This is a genomic window from Corynebacterium belfantii, assembly GCF_041898185.1.
GTDB classification, from domain to species: Bacteria; Actinomycetota; Actinomycetes; order Mycobacteriales; family Mycobacteriaceae; genus Corynebacterium; species Corynebacterium belfantii.
Genome location: NZ_CP157823.1, coordinates 548,050 through 568,377, shown reverse-complemented (window position 1 = coordinate 568,377; position 20,328 = coordinate 548,050). Strand labels below are relative to the sequence as shown.

The 20,328-nt window shown below is 55.8% G+C and carries 18 protein-coding genes; 2 read left to right on the top strand and 16 right to left on the bottom strand.

Annotated elements, in window-relative coordinates; genetic code table 11:
• Positions 1-129: 129 nt before the first annotated feature.
• Positions 130-825 carry a response regulator gene (locus ABMV07_RS03005; RefSeq protein ID WP_088267657.1) on the bottom strand — a complete coding sequence of 232 codons (696 nt, stop codon included), beginning with the start codon at positions 823-825 and terminating at the stop codon, positions 130-132.
• 5 nt (positions 826-830) lie between these two features.
• Complete coding sequence (locus tag ABMV07_RS03000; RefSeq protein WP_374064851.1) at positions 831-2,051, bottom strand: ATP-binding protein; 1,221 nt, start codon at positions 2,049-2,051, stop codon at positions 831-833.
• 92 nt (positions 2,052-2,143) lie between these two features.
• Here ABMV07_RS03000 and ABMV07_RS02995 point away from each other — a divergent pair, with 92 nt between their 5' ends.
• A complete protein-coding gene (locus ABMV07_RS02995; RefSeq protein ID WP_088267659.1) occupies positions 2,144-3,265 on the top strand; it encodes a PspC domain-containing protein in 1,122 nt (373 codons plus the stop codon).
• Between the two features lie 14 nt (positions 3,266-3,279).
• Here the strand turns inward: ABMV07_RS02995 and ABMV07_RS02990 are convergent, their stop codons facing one another.
• Entirely contained in the window at positions 3,280-3,735 is a 456-nt protein-coding gene (locus ABMV07_RS02990) for an imm68 putative immunity domain-containing protein (protein WP_088267660.1), read from the bottom strand.
• A gap of 238 nt (positions 3,736-3,973) precedes the next feature.
• On the opposite strand from ABMV07_RS02990, the gene ABMV07_RS02985 reads away from it, so the two are divergent.
• Positions 3,974-4,510 (top strand): hypothetical protein, encoded by a 537-nt coding sequence (locus ABMV07_RS02985; protein ID WP_229254970.1) that lies wholly within the window; start codon positions 3,974-3,976, stop codon positions 4,508-4,510.
• A gap of 76 nt (positions 4,511-4,586) precedes the next feature.
• Here ABMV07_RS02985 and guaA read toward each other — a convergent pair whose 3' ends face one another.
• The 13 genes from guaA to guaB form a co-directional block, all read right to left on the bottom strand.
• Complete coding sequence (gene guaA, locus ABMV07_RS02980) at positions 4,587-6,164, bottom strand: glutamine-hydrolyzing GMP synthase (protein ID WP_374064850.1); 1,578 nt, start codon at positions 6,162-6,164, stop codon at positions 4,587-4,589.
• Between the two features lie 84 nt (positions 6,165-6,248).
• Entirely contained in the window at positions 6,249-6,833 is a 585-nt protein-coding gene (locus ABMV07_RS02975) for a hypothetical protein (protein ID WP_196977160.1), read from the bottom strand.
• Between the two features lie 26 nt (positions 6,834-6,859).
• On the bottom strand, positions 6,860-7,105 hold the full coding sequence (locus ABMV07_RS02970) for a hypothetical protein (protein ID WP_196981372.1): 246 nt from the start codon (positions 7,103-7,105) through the stop codon (positions 6,860-6,862).
• A gap of 821 nt (positions 7,106-7,926) precedes the next feature.
• Positions 7,927-8,244, bottom strand: coding sequence for a hypothetical protein (locus tag ABMV07_RS02965; RefSeq protein ID WP_234914313.1), 318 nt, complete (start codon positions 8,242-8,244; stop codon positions 7,927-7,929).
• Between the two features lie 420 nt (positions 8,245-8,664).
• Positions 8,665-9,126: a hypothetical protein gene (locus ABMV07_RS02960; RefSeq protein ID WP_197694828.1), complete on the bottom strand. Its 462-nt coding sequence runs from the start codon at positions 9,124-9,126 to the stop codon at positions 8,665-8,667.
• Positions 9,126-10,355 carry an MFS transporter gene (locus tag ABMV07_RS02955; RefSeq protein ID WP_088267664.1) on the bottom strand — a complete coding sequence of 410 codons (1,230 nt, stop codon included), beginning with the start codon at positions 10,353-10,355 and terminating at the stop codon, positions 9,126-9,128. Before ABMV07_RS02955 ends, ABMV07_RS02960 begins: the two co-directional genes overlap by 1 nt.
• 40 nt (positions 10,356-10,395) lie before the next feature.
• Positions 10,396-13,719 carry an IucA/IucC family protein gene (locus ABMV07_RS02950; RefSeq protein WP_196981371.1) on the bottom strand — a complete coding sequence of 1,108 codons (3,324 nt, stop codon included), beginning with the start codon at positions 13,717-13,719 and terminating at the stop codon, positions 10,396-10,398.
• 21 nt (positions 13,720-13,740) lie between these two features.
• On the bottom strand, positions 13,741-14,553 hold the full coding sequence (locus tag ABMV07_RS02945) for an ABC transporter ATP-binding protein (protein ID WP_088267666.1): 813 nt from the start codon (positions 14,551-14,553) through the stop codon (positions 13,741-13,743).
• A 3-nt stretch (positions 14,554-14,556) separates the two neighbouring features.
• A complete protein-coding gene (locus ABMV07_RS02940) occupies positions 14,557-15,540 on the bottom strand; it encodes a FecCD family ABC transporter permease (protein WP_088267667.1) in 984 nt (327 codons plus the stop codon).
• Entirely contained in the window at positions 15,540-16,529 is a 990-nt protein-coding gene (locus ABMV07_RS02935) for an iron ABC transporter permease (RefSeq protein ID WP_196977157.1), read from the bottom strand. Before ABMV07_RS02935 ends, ABMV07_RS02940 begins: the two co-directional genes overlap by 1 nt.
• A gap of 29 nt (positions 16,530-16,558) precedes the next feature.
• Complete coding sequence (locus ABMV07_RS02930; RefSeq protein WP_088267669.1) at positions 16,559-17,455, bottom strand: iron-siderophore ABC transporter substrate-binding protein; 897 nt, start codon at positions 17,453-17,455, stop codon at positions 16,559-16,561.
• A 129-nt stretch (positions 17,456-17,584) separates the two neighbouring features.
• Entirely contained in the window at positions 17,585-18,730 is a 1,146-nt protein-coding gene (locus ABMV07_RS02925; RefSeq protein WP_088267670.1) for a GuaB3 family IMP dehydrogenase-related protein, read from the bottom strand.
• A 27-nt stretch (positions 18,731-18,757) separates the two neighbouring features.
• Entirely contained in the window at positions 18,758-20,278 is a 1,521-nt protein-coding gene (gene guaB / locus ABMV07_RS02920; RefSeq protein WP_088267671.1) for an IMP dehydrogenase, read from the bottom strand.
• Positions 20,279-20,328 lie beyond the last annotated feature (50 nt).

Below are 20,328 nucleotides of genomic sequence, written 5' to 3'. Positions count from 1 at the left end.
GATCGCAACTCGAAGGAAGCGTCGATAAGCATGCGTCTGCCATCAAGCCTTACGCATGTGCCCTGCCTGTGTAGAAACGCGAAACAAACGAAAACCAGACCCAACTGCGCGCTGCACGTCCCCCACGCGCTAATCCAAATCGTGCGACTGTGCCCACCGAGAAAGTGCATGACGATTCGACTGCTGTGTCTTGCGCAAAATATTCGACGCATGCGTTTCGACGGTCTTCACCGAAATGAACAACTCCGCCGCAATCTCTTTGTAGGTATAACCACGAGCCAACAACTTCAAAACCTCCAGCTCCCGGCGCGTCAACGCATCCACAATAGGATCCGCAACCGGTTTACCTTCCTCAACAGCGCGATCAGATTCTGGAGCATTGACCACACCAGCGCCGACCGGATCGGGGCGCGCGAAGGCATCCAAAACAAATCCAGCGAGTCGTGGCGAAAACACTGCATCGCCATCATAGACTCGTCGAATAGCATCGACTAGTTCTGCACCCGAGATCGTCTTGGTCACGTAGCCACGAGCGCCAGCACGGATAACCGAAATTACGTCCTCGGCGGCATCCGAAACACTTAGTGCAAGGAATCGACGATTCCTCCCGATACCTTGCTGCGAAAAGATGCTGCGCACAACAGCTACGCCGCCACCATCGGGCATGTGGACGTCGAGAAGCACCACGTCTGGGTCTGTGGCGTTGATGCCGGCAATGGCATCGGCGACGGTTCCCGCCTCGCCAACAATATCGACGGCATCGCTAATTTCTGCTTTCACACCAGACCGGAAAACACTGTGGTCATCGACGAGGAATACTTTCATGCCTTCTATTGTCCGTCAAAAGGCATTCGAATCACGACTTCCGTGCCGTTATTGGAGGTGATTTGTGCTTCACCACCACAACGTTGCACTCGAGCGATAATGGAATCACGCACACCGTGACGGTCTTCAGCAATTGCATCCAAATCGAACCCAAGCCCTCGGTCACGCACATAAATTTCCACGTTGTCAAAACACTCGGCATAGACGTCGATACTAGGAACTCCTGCATGCTTGGCAGCATTGACCATCGCCTCTCGAGCAGCAAAAACTGCAGCTTGCGTGTTGTGGTCAATAATGCGATCTTCGCCCACCGTGACAGGATGAACAGTCACACCGAACATGTCTTCGACCTCTCCACAGGACCGTTCAATCGCGGCGAAAAACGAGACATTGTCACGGGGAGCAAAAAGCCATTGCCGTAATTCCCGTTCTTGGAAGCGCGCAAGTTTTTGTACCTCCGCTTCGGTGGAACGCTTTTGAATCAACGCCAGTGTTTGCAGGACGGAATCGTGAATTCTTGCCGCAATCTCCGCACGTTCATCTGCTGCAGCGCGTTGTCGGCTTTCTTCTGTGTAACGACGCCACATCTGCAAGCCAAACGGTACAGCCAACGCGGAAACCCCTAAAAGAGTAAGCGCAACAGCAAGCAGTGCTACCCCGAAGCCACTATCGCCGCCCCATTCCACGGTGGCGAGAACGATGCCGGTAAAAACAAAAACTGTTCCCACAGCAATAATGACAATCGAATATTTGGAATTAAAGCGGTCGTATGCGATCCACGACAACATAATGCCGATGGCACAAATGGCTAGGGAAAGCAGCAACGGCGTGGGAATTCCTAGGAAAGAATTGGCGATTCTTCCCGTCAACACCGCGCCTGCGAACGCGGCGAAGACTAAAAGCCAGTTGGTCAGCGTGGCTGATGAGCTTTTATCTGTATATATTGCGGTGTCGGCATTATGGGCATTATTGGTAGTGCCAGCATTATCTTCCGGTTCCAGACGCGTCGGGATGAAAAGCCACACAGCGACGTAAAAGAGGATGCCGATTCCGTTAACAAAAGATAACAGTGCGAGAACCCATCGCACTGTTACAACTTTGACACCTAGATAGCTGGCGAGTCCTGCTGCAACACCGGCGACTATGCTGTGGGAGCGGTCGCGGTAATAACGGGGAAAAGCTGGCTGCATGTGGATTATTGTTGCATGTGCCGTGGCCACGGGCACATAGGGGATGTCCCTGAATGTTCAGGGTTTTTGTTTTTAAGGGTGAAGTTCAGGGCTATCCCTGATGTGGGGAGGGCGCGGTGGTCGGCATAATGGGAGTCATGGAAACAACGTGGAAAAACATGTGGGACACTCGCCCAGTCCGACTGCCTAGCGATCAGGGCGGCAATGCCAAGATTGCTGGTGTGTGTGAGGGAATCGGTGTGCGGTATCAGATCGATCCCACTTTGATTCGTATCCTTTTTGTTCTCCTGCTGTTTTCTGGCTGGGGACTGGCACTGTACTTAGTGGCGTGGCTGACTATGCCGAAGTATTCAATGCGCTATTCGCCGTGGGAATTGGTTGTACAGAACACCTCGTCCGCAGAGACAGGGGGCGCAACTGGGCAGCCGATGTCGGATGCGGAAAAACAACAGAAGCAGACTGGTTGGGTGCTGATAGCGTTTCTTCTTTTCATCGCGTTTACTACGGCGTGGGGAGAGATCTTTCGGTTCTCTAGTATTGTGGCAATAGCTATGTTCGGTGCTAGTTGGTATCTGTTGCAGCAGCGCACTCCGATACCACCGGTGGGTTTGTTGTTCCCCACGGATGGGGAGTCAGGCCCTCATGCTGAGGGTTTCTCCACCGCAGCCGATTCTTCTGCACCAACGGTAGATTTAAGCAGATATTCCCCAGCGCCAGGGCATACTGCACCGGTCAGTGGTGAGCAACCACCCGCATGGGATCCGCTAGGAGCAGCTCCGTTTGCTTGGGATTTGCCGGATCCTACTGAGCAGCCACAGCCTAAAAAGAAGCGTCGTACGCCGTGGGTGATCGGATTGGTAGCGTTGCTATCTGCTGCCGCTATTGGTTGTGCTTCTATTGTGTTTGCGTTCGTAGGTGTAGCTCCTTGGGTGACCTCGGAGTCGGTGGGCAGCGTTGAGGTACGTCCTACCACCAGCAAGGAGCTTGCTGATGAGTACACCACCGATGTGGGTGATATTTCGTTAGATTTGCGCGATCTTCACAAGCTTGACCGCGATCGTGAGGTCATTGTCGAATCAAACATCGGAGACATTGATGTTCGCTTGCCTGACGATATACGCACCATTGTTACCTGCAAAAACAAGGTTGGCAGTTCTTCTTGTCCGTCGGATACCGTCAATGATCAAGCCGATGGCAGCGCGCTTCGTCTTGTCGTCATCAACGACATCGGGGACATCAGGGTTTCTTAAATCACTCCGTGTGGCTATGCATCGAGCTGGGCACGGATCTCCTCGCAAAGATTGCCCAGCTCATACCAGTCGTCCTCATCAATGCCGTGGGAGAAGAGATAATCTTCCGGCGCAAGCGCATAGTGTTTTAGCGCCATGGTGATGGGAAGCAGTTCGTCGGTGGTGACGTCGATACGCATGAAACGATCCTCCGGGCCCCCAATCCGCGCGATGCTAAACCGCCCCACTTTCCTCGATTCTAGCACTAACACCGCTAAATCGATTACAAACTGAAACGCCGAGTCAAAATGCCATCCAGCACCATCAAGTGAAGCCTGTGTGTAATTACCGCTGAGCTGCGCGAGCTGAAAGTCCTGGAAAATCTCTGAGGTGGGAAGGACTTCACGATTCTTTCCAGCAAGATACTGCGCCAGACGCTGACTATCGGCGCTATCGCCAAAGTACTTTCCCCAGTACTGATCGATAATCATCGCGAAACCTCCATGCATCACTCTTAACTACTGCCCAGCACACTACTACGTGACCCCACTGCGCAAGTACGCGCAACAGTGCATAGGCTCACACCCCCGCTACCCCCTACACTGATAAGAGTGTTCCCGGCCCCACCACCATCCCCACCATCCTGCGGCTTGTCGAAGATATCTGGCAAGGCCAACCAAACCTCAGCCTCGTTGCAATCCTCGACATCCTGCGCAATCATGGCCTCGATTGGGGCAGCAACCCCGCCGACACCATCGCAATTCTTCGCGCCTACCTCGACGACTTTCCCACCACGCTTACCGAAAACGCCCTAGCAAGCGGCCGTATCTACCGTATCCGCACCACCTCCCCCACCTCGGAATTCATCATCTGTGGGCATCGCATAGCCGTCCCTCGGCAACGCCCCCCACGACGTGGGAATTCGAGCACATCACCCGCGCAGAAATCCACCAACCACTGCGTATCGACGCTCACCGCTACGGCGTCATCACACGCATCGACAACCTCGGAGATCTCACCCCCACCACCGCCACGCGTCTCCTTGTCACGCTTGCGCCTACGCTTCACGACGCCCCCACGCTCGTACTGAGCAATGCCAGTACACGGAAAGTCATCTCCTACACAACAAAGAATCGTCGGAAAGAATCGTCGATTCTTTCCGGAAATCTCATCAAATATGCGATCGGCGGGCGTTGTGTTCTGGCATCGTCGTCAGGGGAAGTTGTGGATTTAGGTGAGGTGGTGTCGGTAATGGCGGTGGGTTAGCAAGCACGAAGCCCCCACGTTGTGCAGTAGGAATTACTGCACAACGTGGGGGCTTCGTGTTGGAACTGTGTGGGGATTATTCCCACTCGATGGTTCCTGGTGGCTTGGAGGTGCAGTCGAGGACGACGCGGTTGACGTCTGGGACCTCGTTGGTGATACGCGTGGAGATTTTCTCGAGCACGTCGTATGGCAGTCGGGTCCAGTCTGCGGTCATGGCGTCTTCGGAGGAGACGGGGCGTAGGACGATGGGGTGTCCGTAGGTGCGGCCGTCGCCTTGGACACCGACGGAACGGACGTCGGCAAGCAAAACTACTGGGCACTGCCAGATTTCGCTATCGAGGCCGGCTGCGGTCAGCTCAGTGCGGGCGATGAGGTCAGCTGCACGTAGTGTTTCGAGGCGCTCTTCGGTGACTTCGCCGATGATGCGGATGCCGAGACCAGGGCCTGGGAAGGGCTGGCGGTTGACGATTTCTTCAGGCAGGCCGAGTTCGCGACCCACTGCGCGTACTTCGTCTTTAAATAGCAGACGTAGTGGTTCGACGAGTTGGAATTCTACGTCGTCGGGCAGGCCACCCACGTTGTGGTGGCTCTTGATGTTGGCGGTACCGGAGCCGCCGCCGGATTCGACAACGTCTGGGTAGAGGGTGCCTTGGACGAGGAAGTCCACGGTGGAGCCTTCGGGTGCGTCGTCGAGAACGCCGGCGACTGCGCGTTCGAAGGAGCGGATGAATTCCGTGCCGATGGCTTTGCGCTTAGCCTCTGGTTCGGTGACACCTGCGAGCTTGTTCAGGAATGCTTCGCGCTCGTCAACGGTGACGAGTTTTGCGCCGGTTGCAGCGACGAAGTCGGTTTGGACCTGTTCGCGTTCGCCTGCACGCAGCAAGCCATGGTCGACGAATACGCAGGTGAGGCGGTCGCCGATGGCGCGCTGGACGAGTGCTGCTGCGACTGCGGAGTCAACACCACCGGAAAGACCACAGATGGCGCGGCCTTCTGGTCCGACCTGTGCGCGGACTGCGTCGATAAGCTCTTCGGCGATGTTGGCTGCGGTCCAGTTTTGCTCAAGGCCGGCGATCTCAGTGAGGAAGCGCACCATGACTTCTTGGCCGTGTGGCGAGTGCAGAACCTCTGGGTGGTATTGCACGCCTGCCATGCGCTTTTCGGCGCATTCGAAGGCTGCGACGGGTGCACCTTCGGAGTGGGCGGTGACGACGAATCCCTCTGGTGCAACGGAGACAGCGTCACCGTGGCTCATCCACACTTTGTGGGTTTCTTCGAGGTCAGCGTGGAGAATGCCGCCATCGACGGTCATTTCGGTGCGGCCGTATTCACGGTTGCCGGTGTTGGCCACGGTGCCACCTAGGGCGTGGGTCATAGCTTGGAAGCCGTAGCAGATGCCGAAGACGGGGATGTCGAGTTCGAGAATCTGTGGGTCAAGCGATGGCGCGCCGTCGGCGTAGACCGATGATGGGCCACCGGACAGGATCAACGCCGCTGGGTTTTTGGCCTTGATCTCTTCAACCGTGGCGGTATGCGGGACGACCTCGGAGTAGATGCTGGCTTCGCGCACGCGCCGAGCGATCAGCTGGGCGTACTGCGCGCCAAAGTCTACAACCAAGACTGGATTGTGTTTTTGGGAAGTTTGCTGCGTCACGGCCAAAATCTTACCTGACGTGCCCGCATATTCCCTCACTGTCTGTCATTTTCCTGCGTATCGACGCCCCAGCACCCCGTCTACCTAACATGGACACGGGGGCGATCGCTTTTCCTTGGCCGCATTTCGGCGCAAGATCTCATGAACAACAGCTGCGTTGTGCCCTTGTCCGATGATGAGGTAACGCAGCATGTCACGCACCCGCGTTCCTGGACTCCAGTTGAAATAGAGGTCCACAGTAGCGTTGCGTTGCAGGTCGATTGCGATAGCTGCAATAGCGTTGGATACTGAAGCGGCGTGGGCTCGGAGCACCTCTACGCCGTCGACAACATGGCCTGTGATTGTAATCGGCGAGTAGAACTCGCTGGCATCGCGGATTCCTACTTCTAGAAACACCAGTGGCGTGGTGTCGAGGAGGTTGTTTTGGCTGAGCGTTTCCGCTTCTTTGCGTTCGTAGTCTGCGGGATACGTCGATAATGCGGAGTGCGCAACCATGGCCATGCGGGTGGTGCAGGCAGCGTTGTGCACGATTCGGGCTGCTGCTGCGTCGTATGTGATAGATATGGTGCGCAATTCGAAGGATCTACGCGCCCGCGACAGGGCCGATTTTGCAATGATGGCGACGATGAAACAGGCAGAAACGCGAATTCCTTCCGGACGTTCGATCATGTTGGCCACGGTTGTGTAGATAAAAATTAGGGTAAGGACGAAAATCCGGCGGTTGCCGCCATGGTTGCTGGCGTGCGTCGTTGGGTGTGCAGGGCGCCTATCGACCATAACGTGACCGCGCAGGCACCGGAAGTTAACAGAACGAGGGCACCGGTGGCATAGGCACCGGATTGATGATCGACATTGGCTTTGAAGATACCGGTGACGATGAGGGCTACGGCGAGGATGACACCGACGAGAGGGCGAGATCGGGCGACCCAGCTGGGTGTCATTCCTGAACTGCTCCCCATTAGTTGGACTGAGAAATCAGACACCAACTAATGGGGAGCAGTTCACTTCAATCAAAGCCTCGAGAACACCGACCAGACACCGTTTTAGCGGTCTTCATTTGCTTGTAAAGAGTCGGTTGAGGGCGCGCTGGCGATGCCAGTGGATGATCTGTTTTTGCGGATGTGGTCGCGTTGGTAGACATGGTAAAGCTCACACACCAACACGAGTCTGGGAGTGGACTGTTCAATGGCTGGCAGCGCAAAAAGAAAGGTAGGTAATAGGAGTTATTTTTCCGAAGATCACCTTTTGTTTTCCGTCTTATTGCGCAATATGCTGGGGTGCTTGTATCTGTCCTACTCACTACTGCTTTCCACTTGCAGCTCCGTATCCGACAGTGCAAGTGATTAATCCAATGAAGCCACATCCGATCGCTATTTCTTGCGGTAGTGACAGTATCAACAAAACGCAGCTAGCTACGTAAGCAAGAGTTGCAATGAAGAACCACCACCCTGCGGCTGTAGATCTATATCTGACCAAAGGGTGATTTGGTCTGGAACTATAAACAGCTGGTATGGCAGTAGCGCAAAGGATAGCCGCGCAAATCATCACGGAGAGCGGAAACCAAATACTACCCAAAATTCCTCAACTTAATAACAGCAGCAAGAACGGCACCTGCGAACTTTAGGTGCATCGCCTGACTGGTAAGCGCACCCAATACAGGGTCTCCAGCGCAGCCGAAGATAGTATTCAAAACCTAATCAGGTGGCGGAACGTTCGAATTAGCTTGATGCACCATTACTTACAATGCTGAAGGAACGAGACTTTACAACGCACCCTTAGCATACCACGCGACTCCAGCAAGAGCAAGTGCTGCAACTGCGGGCAATGCTCGAGGCTGCAGTCCAACGACAGTAACATTCGGGTCGGTGTTGTTCAGAGCGAAAACAACGCTAGGGTCAATGGTGCCGTTGTCGATGAGCTTTTCTACAGCAGCCACTATCGCATATGGCACAGCTACTGGCTCATCGTTGTGTAATTCGGAACAGTCATTAGAGTTAGTGACTGCGTAGCTTGTTTCCTGCTCTAGTGAGATTGGGAAATCTGGAAATGCCTGTACTTTCGGGGCTGACATCATAGACATTGGAAGAGCTAGCGCCAGACTGAAAGCAATAGATGCTGTGTGCATCCCGAAACTCATAGCAATTACTCCTGCCGTTGCCTATGAACTTTGTCCATCCTTGTTGGTGTGGGCACTTGGTTTCTGGAGTTCAACACCCACGAAGGGTGCTTTGCGTCATATTGTATCGTGACTAAATTTCCTTGTGAGCGGTTTTGTAAACTTTCTAAATTAAGAGCTGATTTGGCGTTTTCGGTCCCCCGTTTGCGATTTCTACTTTATCGGGTAAGCCCATGATTGTCGGGGTTGTTTTACGTAGCGATGGACGGTTCCTACCAAGTATCCAGTTTGTTCTGAGATGACTCAAACGGAAAATCCTCGGACACGGAATTCCGTGAGGAATGGCCGCAGGTGCAGCAGCGACTAGAACAGCGCGTCGATACGCTACTGGCGCGCACGCGCAACGAGTAACTTCAGCACGGCAACAATAAGAACCACCAAGCTCAGCCCTGCGGTCATTCCAAGGATCAAGAACACTAAGCCAACAGCCCATAGACCGGTCACATCGGAAGGCATTGCCATTCCGGACCAGCCGCCGGCATAACCAGCGATCGCACCCCACGTCGCTGGAACAGCACGCATGAGTATCGACTCCCACCGCCACGTGCACCACGCCACCCAGGCGACCATCAGCGCACCCGATATTGCTACCTGCACCGGCGAATACTGCGAAGAATTTCCCCAGCTCATAGTGAGGATCCAGTTCACAAGTCCGACAACAATGCCCCATGTCATGTGGCTTGCTGGCTGCCGGCGAGCATTCCGAGGAACACGCACCATGGCCCACAGGTACCCAGGCAGTGTTAACACCACGATCACCGTCATTGCTGCCACTATCATGACCATCAATCTAATACATCAGAACTAGCCACGTTCTTATTTCGAGCAATAAGGAAAAGCGCAGGCAAAATAAGTACTGCATTGCCCACAGCCATCACTGCAGCCATGACGACGACGCCCCAATGGTCAGCAACAAAACCAAGCAGGAATGCGCCAGCCGGAATAAGAACGCGATCAGTTTGAGAAATCCCAGCAAAAAGTCCCTTGTGTTCATCCGGTGCCAGCAGCAGCGTTGCTGTGCGGTTCGAGGTGCGATATAACTGCCCAACGAATCCCAAAAGACACACACAGACAGCACCTAAAATAATCATCTTCGGCAACGCCGCGATCACCGCAAGAAAAACAGTAGGAAGCGTCAACGCAATCGCAGCCCCCACAGCCAACACGGCAGGCGGGGTGGCTAAAACTTTCTTCATCAACACCGCTCCGATCACTGCGCCCACGCCACCAGCAGCGGAAAGGATGGCAATGCCCCGCTGCGCATCATCAGCAAACAACGTATGCGCAATCACCGGCATCATCGCGGTATAGGGAAAAACACACAACATAGGACCTGCAGCGATCACAAGCTGCGCACCTAGCCGCGGGTGATCACCGACCACACGAATAGCTGCACGCCACGGGGTTGCAGCTGACGAAGACGGCGCAGCCGCAGGAGGCGTCGATACGCGAGGCAACGCCAACGACGACACCGCCGCCACCGCATACCCTGCCCCACACAACGCCACCACCAGCGCCGAACCGCCCACTGCCATCAGCACACCGGCGAGCGCAGGGCCAACAACCAGCGACAACGTAATCACCAACGACAACGACGTCATCGCCGACATCAACTCACTCGGACCACTCATCGCAGCAACCGTCGCATTACGAATAGCCGGCTCAGCCGACGTCACCGCAGCACGCACCGCCACCGCAACAACCACCATCCACACCCCGCGTATCGACGACCCCTCACCCTGCACATACATCACGCACGCCATCAGAACCGTCATCACGGTACCCACTGACAACACCACCGCCAGCAACCGAGTCGGCTCCACACGATCTGCACGTGCCCCCAACCAGGGGCCCGCCACCGCGAGCGGAACAAGCCGCGCCAACGTCACAGCACCCACCATCGCCGACGACCCCGTAGCGTGAAAAACCCACCAATTTAACGCCACCAACTCCGCAGCAGCAGAAACACGAGACACCAGCGCCTGGCCCACCATGAGCCGAATCGCTGAACGCATCCTCACCTCTCCTTCCCTCACGCACATACCCGCGCCGGTTTTACACCCAAGCCGGATTACCCGCCAACGGATTACGCTCCTCCACATAAATATCTGCACTAGAGCCCTGCAAACTCATCGACACAAACCCCTTACGACGAATCGTCTCCCGCCGCATCCACTCCATATCAGTCTCCGGCAACGGCACCGCAGATTCCTCAACAAACCGGTTAATCTGCACATGCACCCGATCCCACAGACTCTGTGCATCCACACCCCGCGCCTGAGAATACTCATCAACAATCCCATCAAGGTTGCCAAACACCGACGCATAAAAGCCCTTATTCAAAAACTCCTCACGATCATTCGTCAACGTCATCGCGCCGGGTTCAAAAACCTGATCACTGGCCCACTGTTGTAACCGAGGAGCCCACGCCCGCAGCCCCGAGAAATCACGCAAAATAAGTCCCCGATACGTCGGTGTCTCACCACTTAAGTCAATGCGCACCAGCGTATTTTGCAGATGCTGTTCCAAGGCGATCCCCTTCAGCATCATCAATCCGAGAACTGTGGACATCAAGTCATAGACATAATCATCAAAAAACTCCTCATTAATATCGCGCAGCGGACTTGGAACCACACCTTCATGCCCGCGCAAAGCACACGCACTTACCGCGATTTCACCCGGCGCGAGATACGCGGTGACGTCGTCACGCAAAAGAACCGAGAGCCCTCGTTGGCGTGTTTTGTGGAAGGAATCGTCGATTCCTTCCGACCTTTCATCGTGGCTAAGCGCCAATCCGCTGAGTTCAGGGACTACGACCGCTCGTGGCTGCGTGCCTGTCTCTTCGCATAGTTGGTCTAGGGCTGCTGCCACCATGGTGGCGACTCGTGGGGTGCCAAGCGCGCTGTGTTGGGAGATCGATCGTCGTGTGGAGGTCAATGTGACATCGACGGCGCATTTGATAAACGGGCGGGTTCCGCAGGCGGTAGGTGCGTGAGGTACTACGGTGCGCAAGGAGATCGTGGGGTGTGCGGCGATGGCGATATTGGGAATCGGCACCATCGTGTGGTCAGTGATGTCCTTGGCGAATACTTCCTTGATCACGTGCTCTAGTTGCCAGGGATGGACGGGAACGATGGCGTAGGAATCTGCGTCGAGTCCGTGTTCGTGCAGGTGAGTACGCGCGTATGCGATGTGCTGCGGAAAGTGGTGGGCGATCAGTTGGGCGCAGTCGGCGGTGGTAGAGGTGTCGATCATTTGCTTGTCGACACCAACCAGTCTCAGGTCAACGGTCATCCCCGCTTCGGGACCGTATGCTAAAGATTCTTCGATGCTAAATCCGCGGCGCAGCTTGGCGAGGGGGTGCACGTTGTGTCCGCTGATGGCATAGGAGTCGGCGGCGATCATTGCTGCATGTGGCGGTAGGCCTTTGAGGAGGTCCCAGTAGCTTGTGGGGGCGTTGACGCGCGCGGTGACTTGGGCTCGAACGAGGGCAAGGTTTTCTTCCGCGTTAGCGATGTCGTCGCGAAGGGTTAGGAAGGAATCGTCGATTCCTTCCCTAACAGCAGCATCGCGAAGGCGGGCCGCTAGGGTTTCGTGGGCCCACTCGGCGTATGGTGCGCATTCTGTGTGGAGGGACTCGGTTGTGAGTAAATCGAGGTTTTCTAGGGGGTTGGTGTCTGCCACGTATTCTTGTTCGGTTACGGCTCCAGATAGTCGCATTCCCAGTACTCGTTTAACGGGTAACACGGGCCCTAGGATTCGTTGGAATACGGTGGCCACTGTGTCGTCTGGGTGTAGGTATGAAGCAGTGGTGCGCCAGTATTCGCGAGCGATGTGTGTGGAAAGTGCGAGGTTAATGTGCTGCTGGGCGGCTTCGGTGGTGGCTGCGGCGGTGAGGAGATTGCGGTATAGGTTGGCTACGAGTGGATAGAAGACTTTGTCGATGAGTCGAATGAGGTTGTTTTCTATCAGTGCGGTGGCGCGCAGCTTGTCGACGATGGGGTGTGCGGCAAGGGGGCCGTTTGCCCAGAGTCGACAGCCGCCTAGGTCACGGACGACGATGCGGTGAGGCATGCCGTCGCGAAGAATGATGACGGTGTTTTGGGGGTGTGGTTCGAGGGCTATTCCCCATCGTGCGATGAGGGCGACGGCTGGGACGAATAGGAGTTTTCCGAGTGCGGTAAACCAGTCGGTGGCGATTTCGTCGCGGTGACGGTTGTGGCGGTGGCTGAGTTCGTCGATGAGGTCCGCTGCGATGGTGACGCCGGTGAGTGGGTTGCGTGCTAGCAGCGTTGCGACGGGCATCGCGATCTCGTCGTCTGCGTTTCCTGTCGGGTCGTCGCGAAGCACAGCGCCAAAGCAGTGGGCGCGGATTCCGCTGTCGGCATTCCAGCGGATGGCGCTGCGGTCATAGGCAACGCTAAATGCTGGTTGGTCGGTGTCGGTTCGGGGAATGAACCCGGCGTCGAGGGTGCAGGCGTCGTCAATAATGCTGGCGATGGCGGGCGCTGCGACGGCTCCTGCCGAAACTCCGCGTACTGCTCCGGTGAGTTGGATTTCGAGCGCCACTTTGATGTGCATGGAACCAGTAGCGTCACTGACACGCAGTGTGCGCACGGACATGAGGGGCTCTGCGGTGGCGGTGGTGTCGAGGAGTTGGATGGTCCCAGAGGCGATTTCTTCAGCAAATTCGCTGGTAATCACGTTGTCCCATTGAAATGGGTGCACGGGGATCACGCTGTGGTGGTGCAATTCACGACGCTCTAGCTCAGCGTTTAGCCGCGCGCCCAATAGCGGCATGGCTTCACTGATGGTTTCTACTGGGTGTCCTCCTACGACGATGGCGTGGCTGGTGTCAACGGCGACGAAGCGTAGCTGGATCGTTTCTGTTTGTTCTGGGAGGACGTGTGGGAAAGAATCGCCGATTCCTAACGAGGTCTTGGCCGCAGGATGTGCAGGATGCCCGTCGCAGACGAGTTGTTCGCAGCGTGCCAACATGGCAGACGATCTGCGGTCTTCTGGTCGACAACGCTGTCGCAGGGCTTGGATGAGGTCGCTGTAGGGAGTCTGGGATGTATTGGTTGTGGTTTGTGCATTCAGCGCTTGTTGCCAGCGTTGTGTGATGGCGGTGCGTGCGCGATGGAGGCCCACCACGCTGTCGGCGATTTCGGCGCAGGCGCGTTCGAGGTTGGTGGGCGTGATGGTCAGCTGGTTGTCTTGGGCGAGTTGGCGAAGCAGGTCGGCTGGCGGGGTTGTGGTGTGGGTCAGCGCGTGGTGTGTCTCAGGGGTGATCAGGTGTTCGTCGATGAGTGCGGCTAGGAGGCGACCGCGGATGTCGAATTCACAATTGCTCTGGGATATATAACCATTTTCTAACACATTAGGCGAAGCTACCCTAAACTATCGTTTGATACCATAGGCAATCGGAAGTTGGCGATTCGTCTCTGGATCGGCCACCATCATGGTAGAAATACCAAAAGCCTGCTCAATCAGCCCAGAATCCAACGTTGACTGCGTTGGCCCTTGCTGCAAAACTTCCCCATTTTTCATCACCACAACATGGTCGGAATACTTTGCCGCATGTGCCATATCATGCAACACCATCACAATCGTGCGGCCTTGCTGATTCAGCTCATGAACCAGATCAAGAATCGCCAATTGATGCGCAGGATCAAGGAAGGTCGTAGGTTCGTCGAGAAGCAAAATTCCTGTTTCTTGCGCCAGAGTGACCGCGATCCACATGCGTTGTTTTTGTCCACCGGACAATGCCATGGCATCGGCGCCCAAAAACTCAGTGATACTCGTCGCCGCCGCAGCCCGCTCAATGGCAGCATGATCTGCCGCGCTTAACGACGCAAACGCCCCCGAGTACGGATAACGTCCAAAAGAAATAAGCTCACGCACCGTCATTCCGTCTGGTACCACCGGCTGTTGCGGAAGGAATGCGAGATTCCGTGCGAATTCACGCGCACCAAAATCTGCAATATCGCGGCCATCCAACATCACTTGACCATGTTCTGTGCGCAGCTGCCGCCCAAGCACCTTCAGCAGGGTCGACTTTCCGCTACCGTTCGGACCGATCAGCGCAGTGATTTTCCCCGCTGGTACTTGGAGTGACACGTCACGAACAATCAATTCTTCCCCATACCCTGCAGACATTGATCTACAGCCGAGAGACAGCTGTGACGTTGTTACCGTGGAGTTCTGTACCATCTCTTATTTCCTTTTCACACTTGTCACGTGGTGGACCAAATAAATAAAGTACGGCGCACCGACGATCGCGATGAGTGCCCCGACGGGAATTTCTGTTGGCGTGAATGCCCATCGCCCTACCGCGTCGGTAGCAACCACTAACGCTGCCCCCGCGACCGCAGCTACTGGTATCTGACGAGACAACGCTTGGCCAACCAGTAGTTTTGCTGCATGCGGAATAATCAATCCTACGAAGCCGAGTACACCGGCAGCCGCCACGGCAGCAGAGCCACATGCGATGGCAACGCCTAGTGCCACCAGCCGCAAGAGGTGGCTGCGCACGCCGATACTTGTCATCGTCGCATCGTCAAGAGCTAATGCATTAAAGTGTTTCGCCCCTGCCAGGGCGACCAGACAACCAAGCACGACGACGGGTGCAACTGTCATCGCATCGGCCATCGTCCTGGCATAAAGCGAGCCTTTCAGCCACGTCATCGCCGCACCGGCTTCAGGGGCAACACGTACCAGCAACAGTTGCGTAACGGCGGCAAGACCAACAGACACCGCAACACCTGTCAGCGCTAACCGCGCCGGATCGAAGATCGACTTCCCTGCTGCCAACAAAACCACCACGGCGCCGAGCAGCGATCCCACAAAGGCGATCGGGGTGAGAGCAAGCGGCGACAGTTGCCCAAATCCCAACAAGGCCACTACAGCAGCAAGCCCTCCACCAGCGGTAATCCCCAACGTATCGGGGGCCGCAAGCGGATTGCGTAACGACGTCTGCAGCAAACTGCCCGAGACAGCCATGCCAACACCTGCGAGAACTCCCACCACAATACGCGGCATGCGATACCGCCAATAAAGGCTTTCGCCGCTGATGAGCCCCGCAACAACATCGGGCAGAGATTTTTGCACAGCCCCGATAGCCATACCCAATAAACATGCCAACACTAAACAAGCAGCGCTAACAACAAGCGTGATAACAAAGTTTTTCTTCTGTGCCATCACTTACCCTGCCTCTTTGTCCCCGACCCGAGCGAACGAATGCCCCACAGCAATAGCGGCACGCCCGCAATGCCTGTCAAGATTCCCACAGGCGTCTCCGCAGGAGCCCACAATGCTTGACCGACGGTATCGGCGACTAACAGTGTGGTGGCACCAACGGCCGAAGCGACCACGAGGCTACGTCGATGCGCTCGCCCCGCGATACGTTGTGCCACTACTGCAGCGAGCAAACCTAAAAATCCGATAGGTCCAGCAGCAGCCACACACGTCGCTGTCAACACCACTGAGGCAACGATCGCCAAGGTACGTACCCGCGCCGGATGCGCACCAATCGCGCGACTGACGGCGTCTCCTGTCCCGAGAGAATCGAAAGCTCTTCCCCCAGCAACAAGTACCGGAAACAGCATCACGAAAGCACACAATGCTGGCCACAGATCGCCCATACGCACTCCGGCGAGGCGACCATTAAGCCACGCCAAAATGGTAGTCAATTGTGCTTCATCGAGAACCAAAAAGATGGCGGTCAAGGCACTAAATACTGCCGACACAGCAATACCCAGCAGCACCATTTTTTGCACTGCATGGGCGCCACTGAGTTCAGGTCCGGCACCACGCACGCTCAACGAGATGGTAAAACCTGCGGCCAAGGCCCCACCGATTAGCGCACCGGGCAATAGATAGGCACCGGTAGCAGAACCGGTGATAAAGCTCGAAGCTACTGCGCCAAACGCGGCTCCGGCGTTGACTCCAGTGATGTGGGGATCCGCTAATGGATTAGAGGTGGCGGTACGCAGCAGGACGCCGCCTACGCCTAAGCATGCTCCGACGATAAGGGCGGCAAGAAGACGATCGCGGGCAAGACTGAGCAATTCTGGGAATAGCTGAGGGGCATCGGCTGGTGCCGATACCCCAGATATGCGCCACCATACGATAGCCGCAACAACTATCCCGCAGGCAAGCAGGCTCGCCAATACAGCACGGGATTTCATAAACCTACAGTTAACAAATAGTCAGTGTTTTAAGAGTTGATGATCTGATCGAGCATGGCTTCTGCAGCCAGCGGGCCACGCGAACGCGACCACGTATCTTGCTCGACGTCAACGATGTTAGACACAACATCTGCATAAGGGCTAGAACGGAATCCCTCGATGTCGTTGTAGAGGTACATCACGTCAAGCTTCATCTCTGGCAGTTTGTCACCGGTGAGCTCTGCAACGTCGGTCTTCGATTCAATGGCAGACTTCTCCCCGTCGTAGCCGTATTCGTATCCAGCGGCGGTCAGTAGGGATCCGGCAAAGGAATCTTTCACCCAGGTGTAGAGGGTGTTTTTGGACCAACCGATCAGTGCGGTGCGGGTACCTGGCTCTACTTTGTTTTTCGCCTGGGCAACCTTGGACTCGATACGGGTACGGACTTCCTTAGCTTTGTCTTCTGCGCCTACCTTGGTGGCAATGTCATCCATGGCGTCTAGAACTTCGGTGTAGGAGGTATCACCGTAGGCGTGGGTGGGAGCGATCTCTTTGAGCTGATCCATGATCGCTGCTTGGCGAGTAGGGCTTGCCAGAATTAGGTCAGGTTCTAGCGACTGGATGACTTCCAAGTTTGGTTGCTTTGCTTGGCCTACCGACGTCACACCCTCTAGTTTGCCTTTCAAGGTCTGTGGCTCTTTGGATTTGCCAATCTCTACAATGCCAACTGGGGTGATGCCTAATGCATGAAGAATTTCCTCATAGCGCCAGTCCAAGGCCACAACGCGAATACTGGATGGGTCTTTTTTCGCCTCAGTGGCTGTCTCTTCAGATTTATCTGAGGAACAACCAGCAAGGGTTAGCGTGACAACGAGAACCAGCGCGAGTGCTGCGAATAAAGCCGATGCTTTAGAACGCGCAACAGAAATTAGTGGATTCGAGTGCATAGCTTCCTAAGGTAACACAATCCTAACTATTTGGGAATGGGGTCACCCCCATCGATATCTAATCGAAACAAAACGCGCACTCCGCCTTATCTTGGCAGTGTGCGCGTTGTAGCAAACCGTTAACGATAGTTAGAACTGAACTGTCAGATCCACTTTTTGGAAGCTCTTCAAGTCCGTGTAACCACACTTAGCCATCGCACGTTTGAGGCCACCGACGAAATTCTCTTCGCCGAACACATTCGTAGATGGGCCGTGCAGCAGCACTTCCAAGCTCACCTGCTCGGCATTCGGCATAACACCTGCAGTACCCACCACGCCACGAGGGAATCGAGGGTGCGCTGCAGCAGAAGGCCAGTACAATCCCTTGCCTCCGGCTTCAGCGGCACGAGCCAGTGGCTCACCCAAAATCACAGCGTCGGCACCACATGCAATCGCTTTGACAGCGTCACCGGAGGTGAAAATCCGACCATCAGCGATCACGTGCACGTAGCGGCCACCGGTTTCATCCAAGTAATCTCGGCGCGCCGCAGCAACGTCAGCGATGATTGTTGCGAGAGAATCGTCGATTCCTAGCGCACAATCGTTAGTATTTTGCCCACCGCCGGCAATGATGCCTACGGCACCGGCGCGCATGAGATGCAGTGCCGTGGTGTAGTCGTTAACACCACCGGCGATGACTGGAACATCAATGGAGCCGATGAATTCCTTGAGGTTGAGTGGCTCGCCGTTTGTTTCCACGTGCTCAGCGGAGATGATGGTGCCCTGCACGATGAGGAGCTCAGCACCTGCTTTGATCAGGATGGGAGCAAGTTCGTGGCAGTGCTGTGGCGATACACGTACTGCCACGGTTGCGCCTAATGCGCGAACTTGCGCGATGCGCTCGACGAGGAGATCGGTGTCGAGTGCTGCGGCGTGGAGTTCTTGGAGCTTTTTGGTGGCGCGGTTACATGATCCGAGGTCGAGGTCGTCGTCGCCGTATGCGGTGATGACTTCTTGGATTGCAGCGTCGAGGTCAGCGTGGCGACCCCAGAGGCCTTCCGAGTTGATCACGCCGAGTCCACCCTGCTTGTCCATCTCGATCACGAACTCTGGGGTCGCCAGAGCATCGGTGGGGTGTGACATGAACGGGATGTCGAAGGTGTAGGCGTCGATGTGCCAGGTGGTGTCTACGTCCTTGGACGAGCGGGTGCGTCGTGACGGCACGATAGCAACGCTGTCGAGGTGGTAGGTACGGCGGGCCTCGCGGCCCATTCCGATTTCGACGTAATCACGCATGAAAGAAGACCTTTCAGATTTTCCGGTTTAGTGGTAGTTAGGTGCTTCGACGGTCTGCTGAATGTGGTGAGGATGTGATTCCTTCAGGCCAGCAGAGGTGATTTGGACGAAGCGTGCGTTCCACAAGTCATTAATCGTAGCCGAACCGGTGTATCCCATGGCAGCGCGCAGGCCACCGACGAGTTGGTGAGTGATGGCGTCGATGGAGCCACGGAATGGTACGCGGCCTTCGATTCCTTCCGGAACCAGCTTGTCTTCGCTCTTTACGTCTGCTTGGAAGTAGCGATCCTTGGAGTAGGAGCGCTTCTCACCGGAAAGCCCACGGCCTTGCATAGCACCCATGGATCCCATGCCACGGTAGCGCTTGTACTGCTTGCCGCCTACGACCACGATGTCGCCTGGGGCTTCTGCGGTACCAGCCAGCATGGATCCGAGCATGACGGTGGATGCACCGGCGGCGAGAGCTTTGGCGATATCACCGGAGAACTGCATGCCACCGTCAGCGATGATCGGTACACCTGCTGCGTGTGCGGGAACGGAGGCCTCCATGATGGCGGTGATCTGTGGTGCACCAACGCCTGCTACGACGCGGGTAGTGCAGATGGAGCCTGGGCCAATACCAACCTTGATGGCGTCAGCGCCGGCTTCGATCATGGCCTTGGCTGCGGAACGGGTTGCGAGGTTCCCGCCGATTACGTCGACGTGATCGCCCCATTCTTTCTTGACGCGCGAAACCATATCGAGTACGCCCTTGGAGTGTGCGTGTGCGGAGTCGACGACAAGGACGTCCACGCCGGCGTCGACAAGCGATCCGGCACGAGTCCACGATTCTTCGCCGACACCAATGCCTGCGCCAACCAGGAGGCGACCAGTAGCGTCCTTGGAGGCCTTCGGGTACTGCTCGGTCTTGACGAAGTCTTTCACCGTGATCAGACCGACGAGTTTGCCTTGCTTATCGACGATAGGCAGCTTCTCAACCTTGTTGGTGCTCAGAAGGCCGAGTGCTTGTTCTTTGGTCACGCCTTCCTCAGCGACGACCAAGGGCATAGGAGTCATAACTTCAGAAACCTTGCGGTCGAAGTCCTGCTCAAAGCGCATGTCGCGGTTGGTGCAAATACCGAGAAGTTTTCCTTCAGAATCCACAACCGGAATACCAGAAATTCGGAAGCGTGCGCACAGCGCATCTACTTCGGCGATGCTCATGTCTGGGCTACACGTTACTGGGTCAGTGACCATTCCAGACTCAGAGCGCTTGACCGTCTCAACGTGAGCAGCCTGCTCCTCAATGGAGAGGTTACGGTGCAAGATACCCATGCCACCTTCGCGGGCCATTGCAATGGCCATGCGAGATTCGGTCACGGTGTCCATAGCTGCGGAAACAACTGGAATGTTCAAGGAGATGTTTCGGGTCAGCTGAGTGGAGGTGGACACCTCGCTTGGGATTACCTCAGAAGCGTCCGGAAGTAGAAGTACGTCATCGAAAGTCAATCCCACGAGGGCTACCTTATTGGGGTCGTCGCCACCAGTGGAAACGCGCTGCTGCGTCATGCATTTACTCCTGAGAAGATACGTTTTGGGCTGCCTTAGGTTATCGCGTG